The sequence below is a fragment of the Geodermatophilus sp. SYSU D01176 genome (genome assembly GCF_054050015.1).
On the sequence record NZ_JBJGYN010000015.1, the window covers coordinates 1 to 21,641 of the forward strand.

The window sequence follows — 21,641 nt, forward strand, 5'->3', positions numbered from 1 at the left end:
GGGGGGGGGGGGGGGGGGGTGGGGCGGGGCCGGGCCGCGGGCGGCGGCCCGGCCGGCCGGGTGGGGCGCGGCCGGGGGGGGGGGCCCCCCCCCGGCCCCCCCCCCCCACGGTGAGCTGGCGGAGGCGGACGGGAATCGAACCCGCCTGACCGAGCTGCTCGGCCACGTCGGCTTTAGAGGCCGCGGGGGCCACCAGACACCCTGACGCCTCCGCCGGGGAGCTTACGGTGGCTGCGTGACCACCGCCCCCGCCCGCATCCGGCTCACCCAGTACGCGCACGGCGGCGGCTGCGCCTGCAAGATCCCGCCCGGCGAGCTCGAGACGGTGGTGGCGGGCCTGACCGCGGCCGGCCCGGCCGACCCCGCCGCCGAGCTGGTCATCGGCCTGGACGCCGGCGACGACGCGGCCGTCGTCCGGATCGCCGGGGGGCAGGGGCTGGTGCTGACGACCGACTTCTTCACCCCGGTGGTCGACGACGCGTACACCTTCGGCCGGATCGCGGCGACCAACGCGCTCTCCGACGTCTACGCCATGGGCGGGACCCCCGTCGTCGCGGTGAACCTGCTCGGCTGGCCGCGCGACGTGCTGCCCGCCGAGCTCGCCGCCGAGGTGCTGCGGGGCGGGCTGGAGGCAGCGCAGGAGGCCGGCTGCCACGTCGGCGGCGGGCACTCCATCGACGACCCCGAGCCCAAGTACGGCATGGCGGTGACCGGCGTCGTCGACGTCGACCGGGTCATCACCAACTCCGGCGCGGTCGCCGGGACGCCGCTGTCGCTGACCAAGCCGCTGGGCATCGGGGTGCTGAACAACCGGATGAAGGCCACCGGCGAGGTGTCGGAGGAGGCTGTCGCGGCGATGACGACGCTCAACCGGGACGCCGGCCGGGCCGCGGTCGCCGCGGGCATCCGCGCCGGCACCGACGTCACCGGCTTCGGCCTGCTCGGCCACCTGTACAAGTTGGCCCGGGCCAGCGGGGTGACCGCGGTGGTCGACGCCGCCGCCGTCCCCTACCTGACCGGGGCGCGGGAGGCGCTGGCCGCGGGCTTCGTCTCGGGCGGCACGCGGCGCAACCTGGACTGGGTGCGCCCGCACACCGACCTGTCCGCGGTCTCCGGGGACGAGGCGCTGCTGCTGGCCGACGCGCAGACCTCCGGCGGGCTGCTGCTGGGCGGCGAGGTGCCGGGTGCCCCGGTGATCGGCGAGTTCGTGCCACGCGGCGAGCACGTCGTCGTCGTCCGCTGACAGCCGCGGGAGCATCGCAGCGAGCGCCGGCCAGCGAGGAGCGGACCGCGGCGCGGAAGCGGACCCGTGTCGTCGTCCGGTAGGCGAGTCGTCGTCGGAGTCGTCGAGTGGGCAGGTGCGGCCGTCCCGCCCGGCGCGTCCGCGCGTGTCACCGACCGGAACTGCTCGCTCGGCCAGGCGCTGCCCCGGCCACCGCCGTGGCCCCGCGTCGCTGCCGGGCAGTCGCTCCGTTAGCGTCCGACCATGCTCGCTGCGTTCGTCTCGACGCCTGCCCCGAAGGACCCGCTCTCCGTCCTGGAGGTCGGCGAGCGCCCCGAGCCGGAGGTGCCCGACGGCTGGACGACGGTGCAGGTCAAGGCCGTCTCGCTGAACCACCACGACCTGTTCAGCCTCCGCGGCGTCGGCCTGCCGCAGGAGCGGATGCCGATGATCCTCGGCACCGACGCCGCCGGGCTCGACGAGGAGGGCAACGAGGTCGTCGTCCACGGCGTCGTCGCGAGCCCGGACTGGACCGGCGACGAGACCCTGGACCCGAAGCGGACGCTGTTCTCCGAGCTGTACCAGGGCACCATGGCCGAGCAGGTCGCCGTCCCCCGGCGCAACGTGCTGCCCAAGCCGGCCGAGCTGTCCTTCGCCGAGGCCGCGTGCCTGCCCACGGCCTGGCTGACCGCCTACCGGATGCTGTTCGTGAAGTCGGGCCTGCGTCCCGGGCACACCGTGCTGGTGCAGGGCGCCAGCGGCGGCGTCGCCACCGCGCTGATCGTGCTGGGCAGGGCGGCCGGCTTCCGGGTCTGGGTGACCGGCCGCAGCGAGGAGAAGCGGCAGGCGGCCCTCGAGCTGGGCGCGGAGCAGGCGTTCGAGACCGGCGCGCGGCTGCCCGAGCGGGTGGACGGCGTCATGGAGACCGTCGGCGAGGCGACCTGGAGCCACAGCGTCAAGTCGCTCAAGCCCGGCGGCGTCATCGTCATCTCCGGCGCGACCACCGGCTTCAACCCCGGCGCCGAGCTGAACCGGGTCTACTTCACCCAGCTGTCGGTCATCGGCTCCACGATGGGCACCCGCGAGGAGCTGGAGGCGCTCATGCGCATGTGCGCGGCCACCGGCGTCCGCCCGGTCATCGACGTCGAGCTGCCGCTGACGCAGGCGCGGGAGGGCTTCGAGCGCATGCTCGAGGGCCGGACGGCCGGGAAGATCGTCTTCACGTTCCCGTGAGTCCCGTCGACCGGGTGGTCGCCGCGCTGCGCGAGGCCGGGGTGGCGGCCGAGGTGCGCCGTTTCGAGGAGCCGGTGCCCACCGCGGCGGCCGCCGCCGAGGCGCTCGGCTGCGACGTGGGCGCGATCGCCAACAGCCTGGTCTTCGACGCCGACGGCGCACCGCTGCTCGTGCTGGCCAGCGGCGCGCACCGGGTGGACACCACCAAGGTCGCGGCGCTGGTCGGCGCGCGGCGGGTGCGGCGGGCGACCGCGGAGCTCGTGCTCGCGGCCACCGGTCAGGAGGTCGGCGGGGTGGCGCCGGCCGGTCACCCGGCTCCGCTGCGGTCGCTGGTGGACGTCGACCTCGCCCGGTACCCGCTGCTCTGGGCCGGCGGCGGCGACCACCACACGATGGTCTCGCTCACCTACGCCGACCTGTTGCGGCTGACCGGGGGCGACGAGGCGGCCGTGGCCCGACCCCTCGAGGAGGGTGGACCATGATCGCCCGCGTCTGGCGCGGCCGGGTCCGCACCGAGGACGGCGACGCCTACGTCTCCCACGTCGAGGAGACAGGCATCGCGCAGTATCGGTCCACCCCGGCAACGTCGAGGCGTACCTGCTCACCCGGGACCTGGATGACGGCCGCACCGAGGTGGGTCACCCTCAGCTCCTGGTCCTCGCTGGACGCCGTCCGCGGGTTCGCCGGCGACGACGTCACGCGCGCGGTCCTCTACCCCGAGGACGACCGCTTCCTGGTCGACCGCGAGGTCACGGTCGCCCACTACGACGTCCACGACGGCGCCTGACGTGCCGGTGGCCCGGGGCCACCGGCACGGCCGGGCGGCCGGCGCCGGTCAGCCCACCACCCGCGTGTAGTGCCCGGCCTGCAGCACGCCCTGCGGGTCGTAGGTGCGGGTCACCTCGGCCAGCCGGGCCAGCGTCGCGGGGTCGTAGGACCGCCGCGCCGAGGCCGCGTCGTGCGGGACGCCGAAGTTCGGCCACACGCCGCCGGTGTCCCAGTCGGCCAGCGCGGCGAACACCTGGTGGGCGTGGGCGAGGGCTCCTGCCCGCATCGCCTCGTCCATCGCCATCCCGACGGTCAGCACGCTGAACCGCGCGGCCCGGTGGCTGAACGCGCTGGGGTGCGCGCCCTCCCGTGCGTACTCGCCGCCCAGGTGCCGGACCTCGACCAGCAGCTGCGGCGACCCGGACCCGGGGCCGGTCAGGGACAGCAGCCGGTCGGCGGCCTCGGCCGGAAAGGCGTCGAGCAGGATCGCCGGGTCGACCACCGGCGTCGGGTCGACCGGGTCGGCGTGCACGTGGTCGATCTCGGTGTAGGGACGCAGGCTCGCGTCGTCGAGGATCACCGGTGCCACCGCGCGGATCTCGTCGAGCAGCCGGGCACCCTCGTCCGGGCTCCCGGTCCACAGGAACCGGATGGCGAGGGAGGTCCGGCCGGCCAGCGGCGGCGGGATCTCGGGCACCGGCGGCAGCTGGAAGACCGCGAACGACGTCGTGCCCAGCTCAGGCAGGTCGTCCGCCCAGCCGCGCCACCGGTCGATGACGGCGGCGGCGTCGGCCCCGTCGAAGTAAACCGCCCCGCCGTAGAAGGTCGGCAGGTGGATCAGGTTGAACTCCAGGGCGGTGACGATGCCGGCCGCGCCCTTGCCGCCCCGCAGGGCGAAGTACAGATCGGGGTACTCCGTCGGAGTCACCCGCCGGAAGACGCCGTCGCCGGTGACGACCTCGAAGGCGCGCACCCGGTCGGCGTTGATGCCGTGCGTCCGGGCCAGCGGGCCCACCCCGCCACCGGTGGTGTAGCCCACGATGCTGACGTCCGTCGTCGAGCCGTTGACGCCCGCCAGGCCGTACGGAGCGGCCGCCTCGACCAGCCGCCGCCACTTGACGCCGGCGCCCACCCGCGCCCACCCCTCCGGGTGCACGGTGACCTCGTCGAGGCCGCGGGTGACGACCAGCAGGTGCCCGGCCAGCGAGGACTCGGCGCCGTGGCCGGTGGCCTGGACGCCGGCGGTCAGGCCGTGCGCGCCCGCGAAGCGGACGGCGGCCACGACGTCGGCAGGGGTGCGGACGTCGACGACGGCGGCCGGTCGCATCGGCACGGAGAGGTTCCAGGGGGTGACGAGGGCGTCGTAGCCGGGCTCGCCGGGGGTGTACACGGCGCCGGTCAGCCGGTCGCGGAGCTCGTCGAACGCGAGGTGCGCGCCGGTGGTGGGGGGAGCGTCGAGGATGGTGGTCACGGGGTCCTCCAGGTCTGGTCGAGCTGACGGGAGGAACCGTTCCGCCGATGTCCTGCGGGACAGCTGTGACCGCCTTGAGGGCCGGCCTCAGGTCCGGCTCAGGTCGCGGGCGCCGGCGGGTGCGGGTCGACGAACAGGCCGTCCGGGTCGACGGCGCGCCGGATCTCCGCCAGCCGCGCGTGCACCCCGGGCGCGAAGACCTTCCGGGTGTCGGTGCGCTCGTCGAGCATCGGCAGATAGTGCCGCCCGGTGGCCCAGGGCTCGAGCGCGGCGAGGTAGCGGGCCGCGTCGGCGTGCAGCTGCGGCCAGCGGTCCGGGTCCTCCCCCAGGGCCAGGCCCAGGGCGAGGAAGGCGCCGTCCAGCGAGGCCAGCGCGCCACCGGCCGGGTCGGGCCGGGAGAGGGCGCCGCCGAGCTGGCGCAGCTCGGCGACGGTGAGCGCGCTGCCCGACCCCGGGCCGACGGCGGCGACCAGCGCCGCGACGGCGGCGTCCGGGAGCTCACTGATCAGCGTGCTGCTCGCGTAGCCCGGCGTCGGGCCCTCGGGCTCGAGGTGCAGGCGGACCAGGGAGGCGGCCGGCACCCGCGTCACGGTGTCGAACTCGGGCCCCAGCGCCCGCAACGGCGCGAGCACCTCCGCGGCGGACGCGTCGTCCCCCAGCACGGCGCCGTCGACCACGACCAGCCGGCGGCCGCACAGTTCAGAGGGGACGCCGTCCGTCGGGGCCTGCAGCAGCCGGAAGGCCGTCGTGGCCTCCTCCGGCGCCTCCGCGCACCAGGCCACCCACGCGGGCAGCACCCGCTCGACCTCCGTCCAGTCCCAGGCGAGGAACCCGGCGACGACGGTCTCCAGCGGGAACAGGTCGAACTCCAGCGCGGTCACCACGCCGAGCGGGGCACCACCCCCGCGCAGCGCCCAGAACAGCTCGGGCTCGCGGTCGGCCGTGGCGCGCACGGGCGTCCCGTCGGCGAGCACGAGCTCCACCGCGGTGACCGCGCTGGACTGCAGTCCCAGCCGCCGGGCGTACCAGCCGATCCCCCCGCCCAGCGAGAAGCCGACCACGCCGACGTCGGGGGACGACGGGTGCCGCGCCGCCAGCCCGTGCCGCGCCCCTTCGTCGGTGAGGTCGCCCCAGAGGACGCCGGCGCCGACCCGGGCGGTCCGCCGGCCGGGGTCCACCTGCAGCTCGGCCATGGCCGCGGTGCGCAGCAGGACGGCGTCGGCGAGCCGCCCCTCCAGCGGCGGCGCGCCGTGACCGGTGCCCTGGGGGGCGACGGCGAGCCCCGCCGCCGCGGCCGCGCGCAGGACCTCGGCCACCTCGTCGGCGAAGGCGGGGTAGACGACGGCGGCGGGCCGGTCGTCCACACGGAGGTTCCAGGCGCCGCGGGCGAGGTCGTACGCCGGGTCGCCGGGGAGGTGGACCGCACCGCCGCAGAGCCCGCGGAGCACCTCCGCGCGGGTGGGGCCGATCGCCAGCTGCTGGATCACCGCACTCCTCCGGTCGGGGTCCTCACACCGTGCCGCCCGGCACTTGAGGAGGACTTGAGGCCCCGGTCAGCGACCCTCCGGACGCCGACTCCAGCACGGTCTGCACGGTGCCCGGCGTCAGGAACAGCTGCTGGGCCACCTCCCGGACCCCGGCGCCCGCCGCGACCAGGTCCAGGATCCGGCGCTCGGTGGCCGACGGCCGCCGGGGCAGGTCGCGGTGCCCGTCGTCCGGACAGCCGCGCGCGGCCAGCGCCGCCCGCGCCCGCTCCCGCAGGTCGACCGCGCCGCGATCGGCGGCGGTGACGAGGGCGGCTCGCAGCAGCGGTACCGCCTCGGTGTCCGGCACGCCGGGCGCGCTGCCGAGGGCGCAGCGGGCGCGAGCGCGCTCGACCGCGGCCTCCGTGCGGTCCAGCAGCGCGACGGCCTCGCGCAGGTCGCCGACGCCGTCCGCGCCCCGGAGCAGGCCGAGGCGCACCAGCGCGGACCCGAGGGCGGTCGGCGCCCCCCAGCGGCGCAGCAGCTCGACCTCGGTCGCCTGCAGCCCGACGGCCTCCCCGGTGCGGCCGAGCCCGGCCAGGGCGGCCGCGGCGATGCCGCGCGACGGATCCCACGCCGGGTTGGCGATCGGTACCGGCGCCGGGACGGCGGCCAGCGCGGGGAGCGCGTCGGCGAAGCGGCCCTCCGCGACGAGCAGCCGCGCGCCGGCGAGCCGGAGCAGCCGCGCGCCGTCCCCCATGGCTGGGACGTCCGCGGCGGCGTCGGCGGCCGCGCGGGCGGCGGCGACGTCGCCGCGGTCGAGCAGCCCACCGATCCGGAAGGCGTACGTGTAGGGCGCGCCGACGCCGGCCCCGCCCCACATGCGGTCCTGCTCGAGGGCGGCCGCGAAGCAGGACTCCGCCTCGTCGAACTCCCCGCGGCGCACGTGCCAGAAGCCCTGCCACACGTTGGTCGACATCGCCGCGAACAGCGAGCCCCGCGCGTGCGCCTCGGCCCGGGCCCGGTGCCAGAAGTCGCCGAGGTCGTCGTCGGCCACCATGCGGATGACCGCGGCGACGATCCAGAACAGACCGTTGTCGACCGCCCAGAGCCGGTCCCCGTCGAGCGCGAGACGGGCCAGGCGCACCGCGCGATCGCGGTCGGTGCCCTGGATGGTGACGTCGAAGGCCAGCGCGGCCGCGAGCATCTGCGCGCCGGGTCCGGTGCCGACCGGGTCGGGGACCTCCCGGCGCCAGGTGGCGGGGTCGAGGGCCTGCATGTAGCCGCTGGTCAGCTCGATGGCGACCAGCGCCTGCCGGTGGTCGGCCAGCTCCTGCGGCAGGGTGCCGGCCGCCTCGCGGGCGAACGCGGCGGCCGCGCCGCGCTCCCCGGCGAACACGAGGACGCGGGCGACCGCGGGAGCGATGTCCGCGCGCACCCGCGGGTCGGGGTGGGTCGCGTGGGCCTCCAGGAGGTGCTCCACGCCGGCCGCGCCGTCCAGCAGCGCCTCGAGCAGGCCGAGCTGGGTGAGCACGTCGCAGCGCCGCTCCTCCGGCGGCGGCTCGGCCAGCGCGCGGCGCAGGTAGGTGACCGCGCTGTCGGTGGCGCCGCGGTCGGCGGCCGTCCGCGCGGCCCCCTGCAGCACCGTCACCGTCGTGTCGTCGCGGCGCCGCGGGGCGAGCAGCAGGTGGGCGGCCACCTGCTCGTCGCTGGCGCCCGCGGCGCGCAACAGGGCGGCGGCGCGCTCGTGGCGCAGCTCCCGCTCGGCGGCCGGCAGGTCGCGGTAGACGGCCTCCCGGACCAGCGGGTGCACGAAGGCGACCGGTTGCTCGTCGCGCACCACCTCGGCGCGGGCCAGCGTGGCCAGCGCCGCCGCGGTGGCCGCCTCGTCCTTCCCGGCGAGCCCGGCGACCACCGGCAGCGCGGCGCCGTCACCCAGGACCGCGGCCGCCCGCGCGACGTCCGCCACGCCCGGTGGCATCCGGCGCAGCCGCACGAGCACCATGCTCGAGACCGCGCGCGAGCCGACGGCCACCACGGTGTCGGCGTGCGCGGCGTCGGGCCGGACCCGGTCGGCCTCCAGCGCGCGCAGCAGCTGACGCAGCAGCAGGGGGACGCCCCCGGTGGTGCGGTGGCAGGCGGTGGCGAACAGCGGGGACACGGGTTCGCCGAGGTGGCGGGCCACCATGCGGGCGGTGGCCTCGGGTGACAGGGGTCCCGGTCGGAGCACGACCGCGCACGGCTCCAGGGCGAGCTCGGTGAGCAGCGCCTCGTCGTCGGCCTCCTCCCCCGCGCGCGCCGTGGCGACGACCAGCACCGGGACGGCGTCGAGCCGGCGGGCCAGGTAGGCGAGGAAGCGCAGGGACGCCGCGTCGCACCACTGCACGTCGTCCACGGCCAGCACGACGGGGCCCTCCGCGGTGAGGTCGACCGTGAGCCAGTAGAGCCCGTGCAGCACCGCGAACGAGCCGTCGACGACCTCGCCCGCGGACAGGTCGAACACGCCCCGGGCACTGGCGGCGGCTCCGGAGAGCAGCTCGTCGCGGCGCCCGCCGGCCAGCAGCGGCTCGAAGAGCTGGCGCACCACGCCGAAGCCGAAGGAGCGCTCCAGCTGGCTGCCGCGCGCCGACAGCACCCGCATGGACCGGGCGCCCGCCAGCCGCCGGACCTCGGTGAGCAGCCGGGTCTTGCCGATGCCGGCGGGGCCCTCGACGAGCAGGAGGCGCGGTTCGCCGTGCGCGAGGTCGTCGAGCGCGGAGCGGACGGCGGCCAGCTCGGCCTCCCGGTCGAGCAGCTCCTCACCCTGGGGGGCCGGCGTCGCGGGTGGCGCTGCCGGAGCTCGGGGGGCGGGTGCCGGGGAGTCGAGCAGGGGCGACTGGGTGAGCACCTGCTGCTCGAGGTCGCGCAGCGCCGGACCCGGGTCGACGCCGAGCTCGTCGGCCAGCGTCGTCCGCGCCCGGCGCAGCACGCCCAGGGCGTCGGCCTGCCGGTGCGCGCGGTAGAGGGCCAGGGCGAGCAGCCGCCACCGCTCCTCCCGCAGCGGCTCCTCGGCCACCAGGGTCTCCAGGGCCGGCACCAGCAGCACCGCCTCGCCCCGGTCCAGCCGGGCGGCGAGCAACCGCTCGCGGGCCACGGCGCGCAGCTCCCCGAGCCGGGCGATCTCCGGCTCGGCCCACGGCTGGTCGGCGTACTCGACGAGCGGAGGACCGCGCCAGAGCGCCAGCGCCGCGCCGAGCAGCTCGGCCCTGCGGGCGGGGTCGGCCGCGTCGAGGGCCCGGCCGAGCAGGTCCTCGAACCGCCAGGCGTCCACGGCGTCCGGCGGCAACCGGACGGCGTAGCCCGGCCCCTCGCGCACGATGACCTCGGAGCGGGTCCGGGCGGGACTGCCCGGCTGCAGACCGCGCCGCAGGTGGGACACGTACGCCTGGAGCGCGCCCGCGGCGTCGGCCGGCGGCCGGTCGCCCCAGAGGGCGTCGACCAGCCGCTCGCGCAGGACGGTCTCGCCGCGCGCGACGAGGAGCAGGGCGAGCACGGCACGCTGACGGGGCCCGCCCAGGTCGAGGACGGCGTCGCCGCGGGCGGCGACGAACGGCCCCAGCAGGCGGAGTTCCAGCGGCGGGATCCCGTCCACGACGCCTCCTCCCGCGGCGCACCGTAGAGGAGGACCGCCGCGCCAGGGGTCCTCGCCGCGACGCCGTCCGGAAACCTGCCTGTCAAAGCAGGTTGACAGTGTCGGCTACGTCAATCAAAGTTGACGCCATGGCCGACACAGCGCAGGTGGCCTCCGCCGCCAGCAGCCTCGACCCCGCGGTCGGGCTCGAGGCGGTCCGCGCGCTGCGGACCCTCGTCGAGCGGCTGGAGGCGCTGCAGGTGGAGAACGCCCGCGACCACGGGTGGACGTGGGAGCAGATCGCCCAGCTGCTCGGCGTCACCCGGCAGGCGGTGCACAAGAAGTACGCAGGCGGCCGCGGGCCGCTCCGGCGGAGGGACTGACCGTGTTCGAACGCTTCACGCCCGACGCCCGGCAGGTCGTCGTCCTGGCCCAGGAGGAGGCCCGCACGCGGGGGCACGAGTCCGTCGGGACCGAGCACCTGCTGCTCGCCCTGCTCCGGCTCGACACGGCGACGACCGCGGTCCTGCGCCGGCACGGGCTCGCGCACGACGAGGTCGCGGAGGCGGTCGCGGCCCACCTCGGCGGCGAGGACCTGGACGCCGAGGCGCTCCGCACCCTGGGCATCGACCTGGACGCCGTCCGGGACGTCGCCGAGGCGACCTTCGGACCGGGTGCCCTGGACGCCCCCCGCAGGTGCCGGCGGTCGAAGCTCCCAGGGCACATCCCGTTCACGCCCCGCGCGAAGAAGGTCCTGGAGCTCGCGCTGCGCGAGGCGCTGGCGATGCGCACCAACCGGATCACCGACGGGCACATCGCCCTGGGGCTGCTCCGCGAGGGACAGGGGCTGGCCATGAAGGTGCTGCTCGACCGCGGCGTCGACCCGCAGGCGCTGCGCGCCGACGTCACCGCGGCGCTGGCCGGCTGAGCCCCGCCCTCACCGCGTCGGGGATGGCGGCGCCGGCTGCGGGACGTCGCCGCCGACCCGGTCGAGCACCCGACCCAGGTACCGCAGCACGACCTCCTCCGAGGCCGGCTGCGCCCGCAGCCCGACGTAGCCGTCCGGGCGGACCAGGTACAGCGCCTCGGCGGTCGCGCCGTACCGCCGGTGCGTCGCGCCGTCCGGATCCAGGAGCACCTGCCGCCCGGCCAGCCCGGCGGGCGACTGCCGTCCCCAGACCACCACCCAGGCGCGGACGTCGGCCCCGAAGACCCGCTCGACCTCGTCGGCGATCCGGGTGAGCGAGGTGTAGCCGTCGTCGGTACGGGCTTCCCCGTCGAAGAGCAGCAGGGTCCACCGGGGGCCGCGGAAGGCGTCGAACAGCCGACGGGACTCCCCGGTGGCCGCGTCCCGGACCGTGCCGTCAGGGGCACGGTCCCCGGCGTGGACGCCCCGCGCGAACCGGACCTGGTCGACCGCGCCGGCGCGCTCGTCATCGCGACCGGGGCGCCACCGGGTGGCGGTCACGGGTGTGCGGCGGTCCTCGGCGAGGGAGCTCCCGCGGTAGTCGAGGTCCAGCTCGCTGACACCCCCGAGGATGGCCCGCTGCACGGCCGGCACCGCGAGCGCGGGGGTCAGGACGTGCTCGCGCAGGAAGGTGGTGACCGGATCGGCACCGAAGACCGCGCGGTACCCGAGGTCGCTGCCGCTGAGGACGGCCTGCGCGATCGGCCGGCGCTCCTCCTCGTAGGTGTCGAGGAGGCGGTCGGAGGCGCGGCCCCGGACCACCAGCCCCAGCTTCCAGCCGAGGTCGTAGGCGTCCTGGATGCCGGTGTTCATCCCCTGGCCGCCGACCGGGCTGTGCAGGTGCGCGGCGTCGCCGGCCACCAGCACCCGGCCCACCCGGTAGCGGTCGACCAGCCGCACGTTGCTGTGCCAGGTGGACAGCCAGGTCGGGGAGGACAGCCGGACGTGCGGCAGCCCGCTGCGCTCGGTGAACAGCCGCTGCAGCAGCTCCAGCGACCCCGGCTCCTCGGTCCCGGCGGGCAGGCTGGCCTGCACCTGCCAGGAGCGCAGGCCACGGAACGGGCTGGCCGCGAGGTACTCCCCGCCGTCGAACCACACGAACGCGCTGCCGGCCGGCTCGAGCCCCTCGACCTCCACGTCGCCGAACAGGAAGCGCTCCGGGCGGGAGTCGCCCTCCAGCGCCAGCCCCAGCAGGTCCCGCACCCGGCTGTGACCGCCGTCGCAGCCCACCGCCCAGGCGGCCCGGATCGTCTCCACGGCGCCGTCCGGGGACGTCGCTACGGAGGCGAGGACTCCGTCCCCGTCCTGCTCCAGGCCCACCAGCTCGCGGTTCCACTCGACCGTCCCGCCCAGTTCGGCCAGCCGCTCGCGCAGGATCTGCTCGGTGCGCCACTGCGGGATGAGCACGAGGTTCGGATGTGGCGTGTCGGGCAGCGGGTCACGCCCCGGCAGGCGCAGGTCCACGAGCAGCTCCTGCTGGACGTACCAGCGCAGGCGCAGGTCGCGGGACCACCCGGCCTCGAGCACCCGGTCGACGAGGCCCAGGTCGTCGAAGACCTCGAGCGTGCGGGGCTGCACGCCCTTGCCGCGCGACTTGACGTCGGGCCGGGGCAGTCGCTCGACCACCCGGACGGCGAGACCGCGGCGACGCAGGTCGCAGGCCAGCGTGAGGCCGGTCGGACCGGCGCCCACGACGAGGACGTCGACGTCCGGGGACCCGCCTCGCGGCACCGGCACGCCAGAGGGGGACTGGGCTCGGGTCATCGGTACCTCCGCGTTCCGCCTGTCGGATGCACCCGATGGTGGAGCGGCGCCCCGGTCAGGGGAAGGAGTCGGCTGACGGTCCCGGTGGGACACCTCGCCGCGGCCACTGCGCCGCCCGGGACGGTGTGCAACCGGGTCGGCACCGCCGCGTCGCAGGGGGCACGGTGGGTCCATGGAGGTCCTCTTCGTCGCCAGCGTCAGCGTCATCGCACCCGACCCGGAGCAGAGTCGACGGCTGTACGTGGACGCCCTCGGGTTGCCGCTCGAACGCCTCGCGGGCGAGTACTTCGCCAGCGAGCACCTCGACGGCAGCAAGCACTTCGGGGTCTGGCCGCTCGCCGAGGCCGCGCAGGCCTGCTTCGGTGCGCCGGACTGGCCGGCCGACCGGCCGGTGCCGCAGGCCAGCATCGAGTTCGAGCTCGCCGACGCCGCTGCGGTCGCCCACGGCGCGGCGGAACTGGAGGCCGCCGGTCACCAGCTCCTGCACGGGGCGCGCACCGAGCCGTGGGGCCAGACGGTGGCCCGGCTGCAGTCGGTGGAGGGCCTGGTCGTCGCTCTGTCCTACGCGCCCTGGCTGCACTGAGCGGCGACGCTCAGACCGGAACACCGGTCCGCGCGGCGATCCTGGCCGCGAGCTTCGGCCGGTCCTCCAGCGGGAGGTGCTCGAGCGCGGGCGCGATCTCCGGCAGCCGGCGGCGCTGGGTGGTCGTCGCCCGGAACAGCAGGCCGACGGTGACCCCGTGGCCGGGCCGGGAGACCACCTCGACGGCGTCACCCGCGCCGACGTCCCCGGTCTCGAGCACCCGCAGGTAGGCGCCGCTGGCCCCGCGGGCGGTGAACCGCCTGACCAGCTGCGGCACGCCCCAGAAGCGCTCGAAGTTCGCGCACGGGATGCGGCAGGCGGTCACCTCGAACAGCGCCGTCCCCACCCGCCAGCGCTCCCCCAGCACCGCGCCGGTGAGGTCCAGCCCGCTGGTCCGCAGGTTCTCGCCGAACCGGCCGGGTGGCAGCTCGCGGTCGAGCTCGGCGGACCACCAGCCGGCGTCCTCCTGGGCGTAGGCGTAGACCGCCTGGCCCTCGCCGCCGTGGTACTTGCGGTTGACCTGCACGTCGCCGTCCAGCCCGAGCGGGTGGACGGCGACCCGCCCGGCGACCGGCCGCTTGTCGATGCCGCTGCGGTTCGGCCGCCGGCCGGGCAGCGGCAGCAGGTCGCTGCCGGAGACGCAGACCGCGTCGAGGCGGCCGCGGGTCACTTCTTGGAGGCGGTGGACTCGTTGGTGGAGAGCGCGGCCACGAAGGCCTCCTGGGGGACCTCGACGCGGCCGACCATCTTCATCCGCTTCTTGCCCTCCTTCTGCTTCTCCAGCAGCTTCCGCTTGCGGGTGATGTCACCGCCGTAGCACTTGGCGAGGACGTCCTTGCGGATGGCGCGGACCGTCTCGCGGGCGATCACCCGGGAGCCGACGGCGGCCTGGATCGGCACCTCGAACTGCTGCCGCGGGATGAGCTCGCGCAGCTTGCCGGCCATCATCACGCCGTAGCTGTAGGCCTTGTCCTTGTGCACGATCGCGCTGAACGCGTCGACGGCCTCGCCCTGCAGCAGGATGTCCACCTTGACCAGCGAGGACTCCTGCTCGCCGGCCTCGGTGTAGTCCAGGCTCGCGTAGCCGCGGGTGCGCGACTTCAGCGCGTCGAAGAAGTCGAAGATGATCTCGCCGAGGGGCAGCGTGTACCGCAGCTCGACCCGGGACTCGCTCAGGTAGTCCATGCCGCCGAGCTGGCCGCGCCGGCTCTGGCAGAGCTCCATGATCGCGCCGGTGTAGTCGCTCGGCGCGATGATCGTGGCGTTGACGACCGGCTCGAAGACCTTGTCGATCTTGCCCTCGGGCCAGTCGCTGGGGTTGGTCACGGTGATCTCGCTGCCGTCCTCCATGACCACCCGGTAGACGACGTTCGGCGCGGTCGAGATCAGGCTGATGCCGGCCTCGCGCTCCAGCCGCTCGCGGACGATCTCCAGGTGCAGCAGTCCGAGGAAGCCGACGCGGAACCCGAACCCGAGCGCGGCGGAGGTCTCCGGCTCGTAGGTCAGCGCGGCGTCGTTGAGCAGCAGCTTGTCCAGCGCCTCGCGCAGCAGCGGGTACTCGCTCCCGTCGATCGGGTAGAGGCCGGAGTAGACCATCGGCTTGGGGTCGCTGTAGCCGCCGATCGGCTCGGCGGCCGGACGGTGCTGCAGCGTGACGGTGTCGCCGACCCGGGACTGGCGGACGTCCTTCACGCCGGTGATGAAGTAGCCGACCTCGCCGACCCCGAGGCCGTCGACCGGCTTGGGCTCCGGGGAGATGACGCCGATCTCGAGCAGCTCGTGGGTGGCGCCGGTCGACATCATCTTGATCCGCTCACGGCTGGAGATCCGGCCGTCGACGACCCGCACGTAGGTGATGACGCCGCGGTAGATGTCGTAGACGCTGTCGAAGATCATCGCCCGGGCCGGGGCCCCGGCGTCGCCCACCGGCGCGGGGATCTGCGCCACGATCGCGTCCAGCAGCTCCGGCACGCCCTCACCGGTCTTGCCGCTGACCTTGAGCACGTCCGAGGGGTCGCAGCCGATGATGTGCGCGATCTCGGCGGCGTACTTCTCCGGCTGGGCGGCCGGCAGGTCGATCTTGTTGAGGACCGGGATGATCGTGAGGTCGTTCTCCAGCGCCAGGTAGAGGTTGGCCAGCGTCTGGGCCTCGATCCCCTGGGCGGCGTCGACGAGCAGTACCGCGCCCTCGCAGGCGGCCAGTGACCGGGACACCTCGTAGGTGAAGTCGACGTGGCCGGGGGTGTCGATCATGTCGAGGACGTAGTCGGTGTCCTCGACCTGCCACGGCAGGCGCACGTTCTGCGCCTTGATGGTGATGCCGCGCTCGCGCTCGATGTCCATCCGGTCGAGGTACTGGGCGCGCATCTGCCGCGCCTCGATGATCCCGGTGACCTCGAGCATCCGGTCGGCCAGCGTCGACTTGCCGTGGTCGATGTGGGCGATGATGCAGAAGTTCCGGATGCGGGCCGGGTCGGTGGAGGCGGGAGTCGTCACAGTGCCCCCATCGTCCCACGGCGCCCGGGCCGGTGAGGCGATTGCCCGCGAGGCGGCGCTCGCCGACAGTTCTGCCATGACGCCCGCGGGCAGCCCCCGGCTGCCGTACCCGGAGCTCCCCGCGCCGCTGCGCGCGGACATCGAGGCGGCGCTCGGCTCCCCCGTGGCCAGCGTGACCGACCGTCCCGGGGGCTTCTCCCCCGGGACGGCGGCCGTGCTCACCTGCGCCGACGGGACGCAGGCCTTCGTCAAGGCCGTCGGCACGCCACTCAACCCGGACACCCCTGATCTGCACCGGACCGAGGCCAGGGTCGCCGCGGCACTCCCGCCGGACCTCCCTGCACCGCGTCTGCGGTGGTGGACCGAGCAGAACGTCGACGGCGCGACCTGGGTGGCGCTGCTCTTCGACGCGGTGGACGGCGAGCCGCCCGCCCTGCCGTGGACGCCGGCGGCCGCGGCGCAGGTCGTGCCGGTCCTCGCCGACCTCGCGCGGGCCGGCACCCCGTGCCCGGTCCCGGGCCTGCCGCCCGTCGCGGACCGGCTCGCCGGCCAGCTGACCGCGTGGGGCGCGCTGGCCGGACGGCCGCCGGCCGATCTCGACCCCTGGGAGCGCCGGCACCTGGACTGGCTGGCCGCCGCGATCGGCCGGTTGACCGCTTCGGGCGGGCTGTCCGGGGAGACGCTGGTCCACCTCGACGTGCGCGCCGACAACCTGCTGGTCACCGCGGAAGGCGCCGTGGTCGTCGTCGACTGGCCGTGGGCGGCCCGCGGTGCGGCCTGGGTGGACACCGTGCTGTTCGCCCTCGACCCGGCCGTGCACGGGGGCGTGGACCCGGAGCTGCTGGTGGCCGACTCCCCCGTCGTGGCGGCCGCCGATCCCGCGGACGTGACCGACCTGCTGGTTGCGCTGACCGGGACGTGGGCGCAGGAGATGCGACGGCGGCCACCGCCCGGGTTGCCGACCGTGCGGGACTTCCAGCGCCGGTTCCACGACGCCGCCCTGGCCTGGGCCCGGCGGCGGGTGGACGGCGGCCTGGCCCGGCCGCTGTGACCTGCTGCGTCGAGCCGACCGCGGGTTGGGGCCGGCCGGGCGACGCTGGTATCTTGGCAGACCGGTCCGCTGACGCACGCCGTCCGGACGCACTGTCCAGAAGTACTCCCTCCCGAGAGACACCCGAGGCTCACGCGTGGCGAACATCAAGTCCCAGATCAAGCGGAACAAGACCAACGAGAAGGCGCGTCAGCGCAACGTTGCCGTCAAGTCCGCGCTGAAGACGGCCGTCCGCCGCTTCCGCACCGCCGCGGCGACCGGGGATACCGCGGCCGCGACGACCGCGCTGCAGACCGCCAGCAAGGCGCTGGACAAGGCGGCCAGCAAGGGCGTCATCCACAAGAACCAGGCCGCCAACCGCAAGTCGGGCATGGCCAAGCAGCTGGCGGGCCTCTCCCGCTGAGCTCCGGCCGCGTCCGCGCGGCCGTCCGACGAGCCCCCTCCCCCTGCGGGACGGGGGCTCGTCGCGTTCCCGGGGCCTGCGGCCCCCCGAACGGGGACGGACCCGCTCCTCCCCACCGTGAGGGGGGCTCGTCCTCCCCACCCTTCGCGGAAGGACCCCCTGCTCCCCGCCACTCGCAGGCTCGCGGCGGAACCCTGCAGGGGGCCAGCGGGATCCGGGACGAGGCCTGCGGCGGTGCCCTGGAGGGGGCCGACGGCGGGTGGGGGCAGGGGGTCCTGTTCAGCCGCGGACGCCGCGCCCGGTCTCCCGGCGGATGTCGACGATCCGGCGGATCGCCCGCTCCAGGGCGTAGTCGGCGCTGGCCGCTGCGCCCTTGACGTCGGCGTTGAGCTCGGCGGCCACCCCGATGGCCTGCTGCAGGCCGTCGATGCTCCAGCCGCGCGCCTGCGACTGGGCCTTCCTGACCTTCCACGGCGGCATCTTCAGCGTGCGGGCCAGGTCGCCGGGGTTGGAGCTGCGGACCGAGGAGACGCGGGCCGCGGTCCGCACCCCGTCGGCGATCGCGTCGGCGATGAGCACGTGCGCGACACCGCGCTGCAGCGCCCAACGCAGCATCTCCAGCGAGCCCTGCCGGTCACCGACCAGCACCCGCTCGGCGACGGTGAAGCCGGTGACCTCGGCCTGTCCCCGGTGGAAGCGGGCGACGCCGTCGGCGTCGATGGTGCCGCCGAAGTCCGAGACCAGCTGCGTGGCGGCCGAGGACAGCTGCCGCAGGTCCGCGCCGATCGCCTCGACCAGGGCCGACGCCGCGTCGGGGGTGATCCGCCCGCCCGCGCTCCGGACCTCGTTGCGCACGAAGGCGATGCGGTCGCCCACGGAGCTGACCTTCGGGCAGTCGTCGACGGCCGCACCGGCAGCGGTGAACGCCTTGACCAGCGCCTCGTTGCGCTTGCCGCCCGAGTGGACGATCACCAGCGTCAGGTCGGGGTCGGGGTCCTTGGTGTAGCCCGTCAGCGCGTCGACGAGCGCGCCGGCGGCCTCGTGCACCCCGGTGACGACGACCAGCCGGTGGGTGCCGAACAGCGACGGGGCGAGGACGTCGGCGAGCTGGCCCACGGGCAGCCCCTGGGCCGGCAGCTCGTGCAGCTCGGCGTTGGGGTGGCGCTCGAGCACCGCGGCGCGCACCGCGGACACGGCGCGCGAGCGGAGCAGCTCCTCCTCGCCGACCACGGCGCGCAGGCGGGAGGTCGGTGCGGGGGGTGCTGCGGCCACACCGGCATGGTGTCACGCGGGGCCGACGCTCCCGGCCTCCCGCACGGGCGGCCACCGCCACCGTCGGTGCGTCGCGGTCGCCGGCCGCGGCGACGCCGTCCCCGGGACCGCGGACGGCCACGCCCCAGTCCCCGGCGTCCCCGGCCACGGCCAGGTCGCCCTGCCGGTCGGTGCGGTGCACCCGCACGCCGTCCTCCGCCAGCCAGGACAGCACCCGCGCCGTCGGGTGGCCGTAGGTGTTGTCCGCGCCCACCGAGACGAGGGCCACGCGCGCTCCGGTGGCGGCGAAGAAGCTGCGGTCGGCGTCGGCGCTGCCATGGTGGGGCACCTTGAGCACGTCGGCCCGCAGGTCGACGCCGCGGGCGACGATGCGTGCCTCGGCCGCCCCGCTCAGGTCGCCGGTGAGCAGCACCCGGACCCCGCGCTGGGTCACGCGGACCACCAGCGACAGGTCGTTGGCCGGCAGCGCGGCCGTGGCGGTCTCCGGCGGCGGGGCGAGCACCTCGATCGTCGCCGTCCCCACCGTGCGGCGGTCGCCGGGGACGAGGACGGCCCGCTCGCCACCCGCTCGCCGCACCGCGGCATCCAGGCGGCCGGCCCGGTCCTCGGCCGGGGAGAGCGTGCCGGTGGCGACCACGCCGACCTGCCGCCCGGACAGTGCCCCGGCCAGCCCGCCGGCGTGGTCGGCGTCGAGGTGGGTGACCAGCACCAGGGGCAGCGTGTCGATCCCCAGCCGGTCCAGGCAGCGGTCGACCGGCCCGACCTCCGGACCGGCGTCCACGAGCACGCCCTCCCGCGGCCCGGTCGGCACCACCAGCGCGTCGCCCTGGCCGACGTCGCAGGCGACGAGGACGGTGCGTTCCGGCGGCCAGCCGCGGGTGACCTGCCGCAGCGGCCAGCCCAGCACCACGACGCCGACGAGCGCCGCGAGCGCCAGTGGCCGTGCACGGGGGAAGCGCCACAGCAGCCAGCCCACCGCCAGGATCAGCACGGTCAGCAGCACCGCACCCCGGGCGCCGGCCGGCCACCCGGTGGCGCCGTCGGGCAGCGCTGCAGCGCGCTCGGCGACGACGACCAGCCAGCGCACCGGCCACCCCGCCAGCCAGACCAGCGCGTCCCCCAGCGGCGGCACGACCGGGAGCGCGCGCGCGGCCAGCAGGCCGAGCACCGTGGCGGGCGCGATTGCCGGCGCGGCGAGCAGGTTGGCCGGCAGCGACACCGGGCTCACCAGACCGGACAGCCCGGCCACCAGCGGCGCGGTGGCGAGACCGGCGGCGGCGACGACCGCCACCGCGTCGGCCAGCGGCAGCGGCCAGCCGCGGCTCCGCAGGCGGCGGGACCAGCCCGGCGCCAGGAGCACGATCGCCGCGGTGGCCGCGACGGAGAGCGCGAAGCCGGCGTCCCGCGCCAGGCCAGGGTCGAGGAGCAGCAGCACGACCACGGCCCCGCCCAGGGCGGGTAGCGCCGCGCGGGACCGCCCGGTGGCCAGCGCCAGCAGGGTCACCGCGCCCATCGCCGCCGCCCGCACGACGCTGGCGCTGGGCCGGGCCAGCACCACGAACCCGGCCAGCGCCAGGACCGCGAGCAGCGCCTGCAGCCGCCGGTCGACCGCCCGGCGGCGCAGCGGCGCCAGCACCCCGGCGAGCACGATGGCCACGTTGGCGCCGGACACCGCCGTCAGGTGGGCCAGCCCGGCCCGCCGGAAGTCCTCGACGAGCACCGGGTCCATCGCCCGCGTGTCCCCCACCACCAGGCCCGGCAGCAGCCCGCCCGCCTGCGACCCGAGCACCCGGACGGCGGCGTCGCGCAGCCCCTCCCGCAGCCCTCCGGCGGCCCGCTGATCCACGGTGGGTTGCCGAGCACCGTCGGGGGCGACCGCGCCGACAGCCGCGCCACCAGCCCCTCGTCGGCCGCGGCCGCGGAGACCGCCGCCCGGACGCGCACCGCCTGGCCCGGCAGCAGCCCGAGCCACTCGTGGGCGGCGCCGAAGAGCACCACGGCGTCGTCCAGCCGGGTGCGCGTCCCCCCGTCGTCCAGCGCGGTGACCGTGGCCTCGACGACGACCCGCGGCGGGCCTGCCCCGCGCACCGCGGTCGGGTCGCCGTCGAGCTCCAGGACCAGCTCGACCGTCCGCCGTGCCTCCGCGGCCCCGGCCAGCGGCGAGGCCTCCCGTGCGGCCTCCCGGACCGCCGCCGTGCTCGCCGTGACCGCCAGCGCCGCCAGGACGCCGAGCAGGACCACCGCGGTCGGCGACCGGCTGCGGCGGGACACCGCGACCGCGGCGAGGACGGCGGCCGGCACCACGGCGGCGAGGACCGGGACCGGCAGCAGCGGCGCCAGCAGGGTGCCGCCCCAGACGGCCGCCGCCACGGGGGCCAGCCGCAGGTCCACCCACGACCAGCGCTCCGGCACGGTCCTCACACCGTCACCAGCTCGGCCAGCTCCGCGTAGGTGGTCGGGCCGATGCCGGGGACGTCGTCCAGCTGCTCCACGCTGCGGAAGGGCCCGTTGCGCTCGCGGTGCTCGACGATCCGCGCGGCGAGCACCGGGCCGATACCCGGCAGCGCGTCGAGATCGGCGGCGGTGGCCGTGTTGAGGTCGACCGGGCCCGGCCCGGACCCGGTGGCCGCCCCGCCGGTGGCCCCGCCGGCCGCCGCGCCGGGCAGGCCGACCGCCACCTGCTGGCCGTCGGAGACGACCGCGGCGAGGTTGACCGAGGCCGGGTCCGCGTCGGGCAGCAGGCCGCCCGCGGCCGCCACCGCGTCGGCCACCCGCGCGCCCTCCGGCAGGGTGACCAACCCGGGCCGCGCCACCGACCCCACGACGGAGACCACGACCGTGGCCGCGGAGTCGGCCGCCACCCCCACCGACGGCGACGTTGCCGGACCCTCGACGGCCGGCTCCGCGGCGGGGGCCGGCTCGACCGGCGCCGCCTCCACCTGCGGACGGCCGAGCCAGGTGCCGCCGACCACGAGGAGCGCGGCGAGCAGGCCCACGACCCACAGCGACCACGCCGTTCGGCGTCCGGGGGCCACCCGCACGGCGCTGCCCGGCGCACGGTGCCGCCCGAAGCCGGCGGGCAGTTCCTCCTCCGCCGCGACCGGGAGCTCCTCCGGCTCCGGGTCGAGCGGCTCCTCGGCCTCGGCGTCGTCGAGCACCCAGCCGGGCCGGCGGCTCTCGTCCAGCAGGGCCCGCAGCCGTGCCCTGATGAGATCGGCGTCGTCGCTGCGGCGGGAGGGTAGGCGCACCGGCGCGACGCTAGGGAGCAGCGCACGCGGCCGGGCGGGTCGCCGCCGGACTGTGGACGGCCGGCGCCCCTGTGGACACCGAGGGCCCGC

Annotated in this window: 18 protein-coding genes, 1 tRNA gene and 1 pseudogene; 9 read left to right on the forward strand and 11 right to left on the reverse strand. The window is 76.4% G+C overall.

Going from position 1 to position 21,641, the window contains the following annotated elements:
- Positions 1–116: 116 nt before the first annotated feature.
- A tRNA-OTHER gene (locus ACI78Z_RS10390) sits at positions 117–212 on the reverse strand.
- Between the two features lie 23 nt (positions 213–235).
- Here ACI78Z_RS10390 and selD point away from each other — a divergent pair.
- The 4 genes from selD (at position 236) to ACI78Z_RS10410 (ending at position 3,242) form a co-directional block, all read left to right on the forward strand.
- A complete protein-coding gene (selD, locus tag ACI78Z_RS10395; protein ID WP_457036457.1) occupies positions 236–1,243 on the forward strand; it encodes a selenide, water dikinase SelD in 1,008 nt (335 codons plus the stop codon).
- 243 nt (positions 1,244–1,486) lie between these two features.
- Positions 1,487–2,455, forward strand: a complete 969-nt coding sequence (locus ACI78Z_RS10400; protein ID WP_457036458.1) for a zinc-binding dehydrogenase — start codon at positions 1,487–1,489, stop codon at positions 2,453–2,455.
- The gene (locus ACI78Z_RS10405; protein WP_457036459.1) at positions 2,452–2,937 is read left to right on the forward strand and encodes a YbaK/EbsC family protein; all 486 of its coding nucleotides are present in this window, start codon (positions 2,452–2,454) and stop codon (positions 2,935–2,937) included. Before ACI78Z_RS10400 ends, ACI78Z_RS10405 begins: the two co-directional genes overlap by 4 nt.
- Entirely contained in the window at positions 2,934–3,242 is a 309-nt protein-coding gene (locus ACI78Z_RS10410; protein ID WP_457036460.1) for a hypothetical protein, read from the forward strand. Before ACI78Z_RS10405 ends, ACI78Z_RS10410 begins: the two co-directional genes overlap by 4 nt.
- A 48-nt stretch (positions 3,243–3,290) precedes the next feature.
- Here ACI78Z_RS10410 and ACI78Z_RS10415 read toward each other — a convergent pair whose 3' ends face one another.
- The 3 genes from ACI78Z_RS10415 to ACI78Z_RS10425 all read right to left on the reverse strand — a co-directional run bounded on the left by ACI78Z_RS10415 (position 3,291) and on the right by ACI78Z_RS10425 (position 9,788).
- Positions 3,291–4,694 carry an FAD-binding oxidoreductase gene (locus ACI78Z_RS10415; protein WP_457036461.1) on the reverse strand — a complete coding sequence of 468 codons (1,404 nt, stop codon included), beginning with the start codon at positions 4,692–4,694 and terminating at the stop codon, positions 3,291–3,293.
- A gap of 98 nt (positions 4,695–4,792) precedes the next feature.
- Complete coding sequence (locus tag ACI78Z_RS10420; RefSeq protein WP_457036462.1) at positions 4,793–6,181, reverse strand: FAD-binding oxidoreductase; 1,389 nt, start codon at positions 6,179–6,181, stop codon at positions 4,793–4,795.
- A gap of 22 nt (positions 6,182–6,203) precedes the next feature.
- A complete protein-coding gene (locus ACI78Z_RS10425) occupies positions 6,204–9,788 on the reverse strand; it encodes a BTAD domain-containing putative transcriptional regulator (protein WP_457036463.1) in 3,585 nt (1,194 codons plus the stop codon).
- Positions 9,789–9,916: 128 nt separating this feature from the next.
- On the opposite strand from ACI78Z_RS10425, the gene ACI78Z_RS10430 reads away from it, so the two are divergent.
- Both ACI78Z_RS10430 and ACI78Z_RS10435 read left to right on the forward strand, forming a co-directional pair.
- Complete coding sequence (locus ACI78Z_RS10430; protein WP_457036464.1) at positions 9,917–10,150, forward strand: helix-turn-helix domain-containing protein; 234 nt, start codon at positions 9,917–9,919, stop codon at positions 10,148–10,150.
- A gap of 2 nt (positions 10,151–10,152) precedes the next feature.
- The gene (locus ACI78Z_RS10435) at positions 10,153–10,695 is read left to right on the forward strand and encodes a Clp protease N-terminal domain-containing protein (protein ID WP_457036465.1); all 543 of its coding nucleotides are present in this window, start codon (positions 10,153–10,155) and stop codon (positions 10,693–10,695) included.
- A gap of 9 nt (positions 10,696–10,704) precedes the next feature.
- Here ACI78Z_RS10435 and ACI78Z_RS10440 read toward each other — a convergent pair whose 3' ends face one another.
- Complete coding sequence (locus ACI78Z_RS10440; protein WP_457036466.1) at positions 10,705–12,498, reverse strand: FAD-dependent monooxygenase; 1,794 nt, start codon at positions 12,496–12,498, stop codon at positions 10,705–10,707.
- A gap of 172 nt (positions 12,499–12,670) precedes the next feature.
- Here ACI78Z_RS10440 and ACI78Z_RS10445 point away from each other — a divergent pair, with 172 nt between their 5' ends.
- Positions 12,671–13,081, forward strand: a complete 411-nt coding sequence (locus tag ACI78Z_RS10445; RefSeq protein WP_457036467.1) for a VOC family protein — start codon at positions 12,671–12,673, stop codon at positions 13,079–13,081.
- 10 nt (positions 13,082–13,091) lie between these two features.
- On the opposite strand, the gene ACI78Z_RS10450 is transcribed toward ACI78Z_RS10445, so the two are convergent.
- Both ACI78Z_RS10450 and lepA read right to left on the reverse strand, forming a co-directional pair.
- Positions 13,092–13,751: an MOSC domain-containing protein gene (locus ACI78Z_RS10450; RefSeq protein ID WP_457036468.1), complete on the reverse strand. Its 660-nt coding sequence runs from the start codon at positions 13,749–13,751 to the stop codon at positions 13,092–13,094.
- A complete protein-coding gene (lepA, locus tag ACI78Z_RS10455; RefSeq protein WP_457036469.1) occupies positions 13,748–15,577 on the reverse strand; it encodes a translation elongation factor 4 in 1,830 nt (609 codons plus the stop codon). Before lepA ends, ACI78Z_RS10450 begins: the two co-directional genes overlap by 4 nt.
- A gap of 76 nt (positions 15,578–15,653) precedes the next feature.
- Here lepA and ACI78Z_RS10460 point away from each other — a divergent pair, with 76 nt between their 5' ends.
- On the forward strand, positions 15,654–16,628 hold the full coding sequence (locus ACI78Z_RS10460) for a phosphotransferase family protein (RefSeq protein WP_457036470.1): 975 nt from the start codon (positions 15,654–15,656) through the stop codon (positions 16,626–16,628).
- A 136-nt stretch (positions 16,629–16,764) separates the two neighbouring features.
- Positions 16,765–17,031 (forward strand): 30S ribosomal protein S20, encoded by a 267-nt coding sequence (rpsT, locus tag ACI78Z_RS10465; RefSeq protein WP_457036471.1) that lies wholly within the window; start codon positions 16,765–16,767, stop codon positions 17,029–17,031.
- A gap of 279 nt (positions 17,032–17,310) precedes the next feature.
- On the opposite strand, the gene holA is transcribed toward rpsT, so the two are convergent.
- The 4 genes and pseudogenes from holA to ACI78Z_RS10485 all read right to left on the reverse strand — a co-directional run bounded on the left by holA (position 17,311) and on the right by ACI78Z_RS10485 (position 21,551).
- The gene (gene holA / locus ACI78Z_RS10470; RefSeq protein ID WP_457036472.1) at positions 17,311–18,303 is read right to left on the reverse strand and encodes a DNA polymerase III subunit delta; all 993 of its coding nucleotides are present in this window, start codon (positions 18,301–18,303) and stop codon (positions 17,311–17,313) included.
- A gap of 355 nt (positions 18,304–18,658) precedes the next feature.
- Positions 18,659–20,032: pseudogene (locus ACI78Z_RS10475) on the reverse strand (ComEC/Rec2 family competence protein); the annotation flags it as partial.
- Positions 19,981–20,724 carry a hypothetical protein gene (locus tag ACI78Z_RS10480; protein WP_457036473.1) on the reverse strand — a complete coding sequence of 248 codons (744 nt, stop codon included), beginning with the start codon at positions 20,722–20,724 and terminating at the stop codon, positions 19,981–19,983. The gene ACI78Z_RS10480 and the pseudogene ACI78Z_RS10475, both read right to left, overlap by 52 nt.
- A complete protein-coding gene (locus ACI78Z_RS10485) occupies positions 20,721–21,551 on the reverse strand; it encodes a ComEA family DNA-binding protein (protein ID WP_457036474.1) in 831 nt (276 codons plus the stop codon). The genes ACI78Z_RS10480 and ACI78Z_RS10485 overlap by 4 nt, the downstream gene beginning before the upstream one ends.
- Positions 21,552–21,641 lie beyond the last annotated feature (90 nt).

Coding starts and splice junctions, on each gene's coding strand:
- ACI78Z_RS10430 (WP_457036464.1), top strand. CDS start 9,917: ATGGCCGACACAGCGCAGGTGGCCTCCGCCGCCAGCAGCCTCGACCCC.
- ACI78Z_RS10400 (WP_457036458.1), top strand. CDS start 1,487: ATGCTCGCTGCGTTCGTCTCGACGCCTGCCCCGAAGGACCCGCTCTCC.
- ACI78Z_RS10460 (WP_457036470.1), top strand. CDS start 15,654: ATGACGCCCGCGGGCAGCCCCCGGCTGCCGTACCCGGAGCTCCCCGCG.
- ACI78Z_RS10445 (WP_457036467.1), top strand. CDS start 12,671: ATGGAGGTCCTCTTCGTCGCCAGCGTCAGCGTCATCGCACCCGACCCG.
- ACI78Z_RS10440 (WP_457036466.1), bottom strand. CDS start 12,498: ATGACCCGAGCCCAGTCCCCCTCTGGCGTGCCGGTGCCGCGAGGCGGG.
- ACI78Z_RS10410 (WP_457036460.1), top strand. CDS start 2,934: ATGATCGCCCGCGTCTGGCGCGGCCGGGTCCGCACCGAGGACGGCGAC.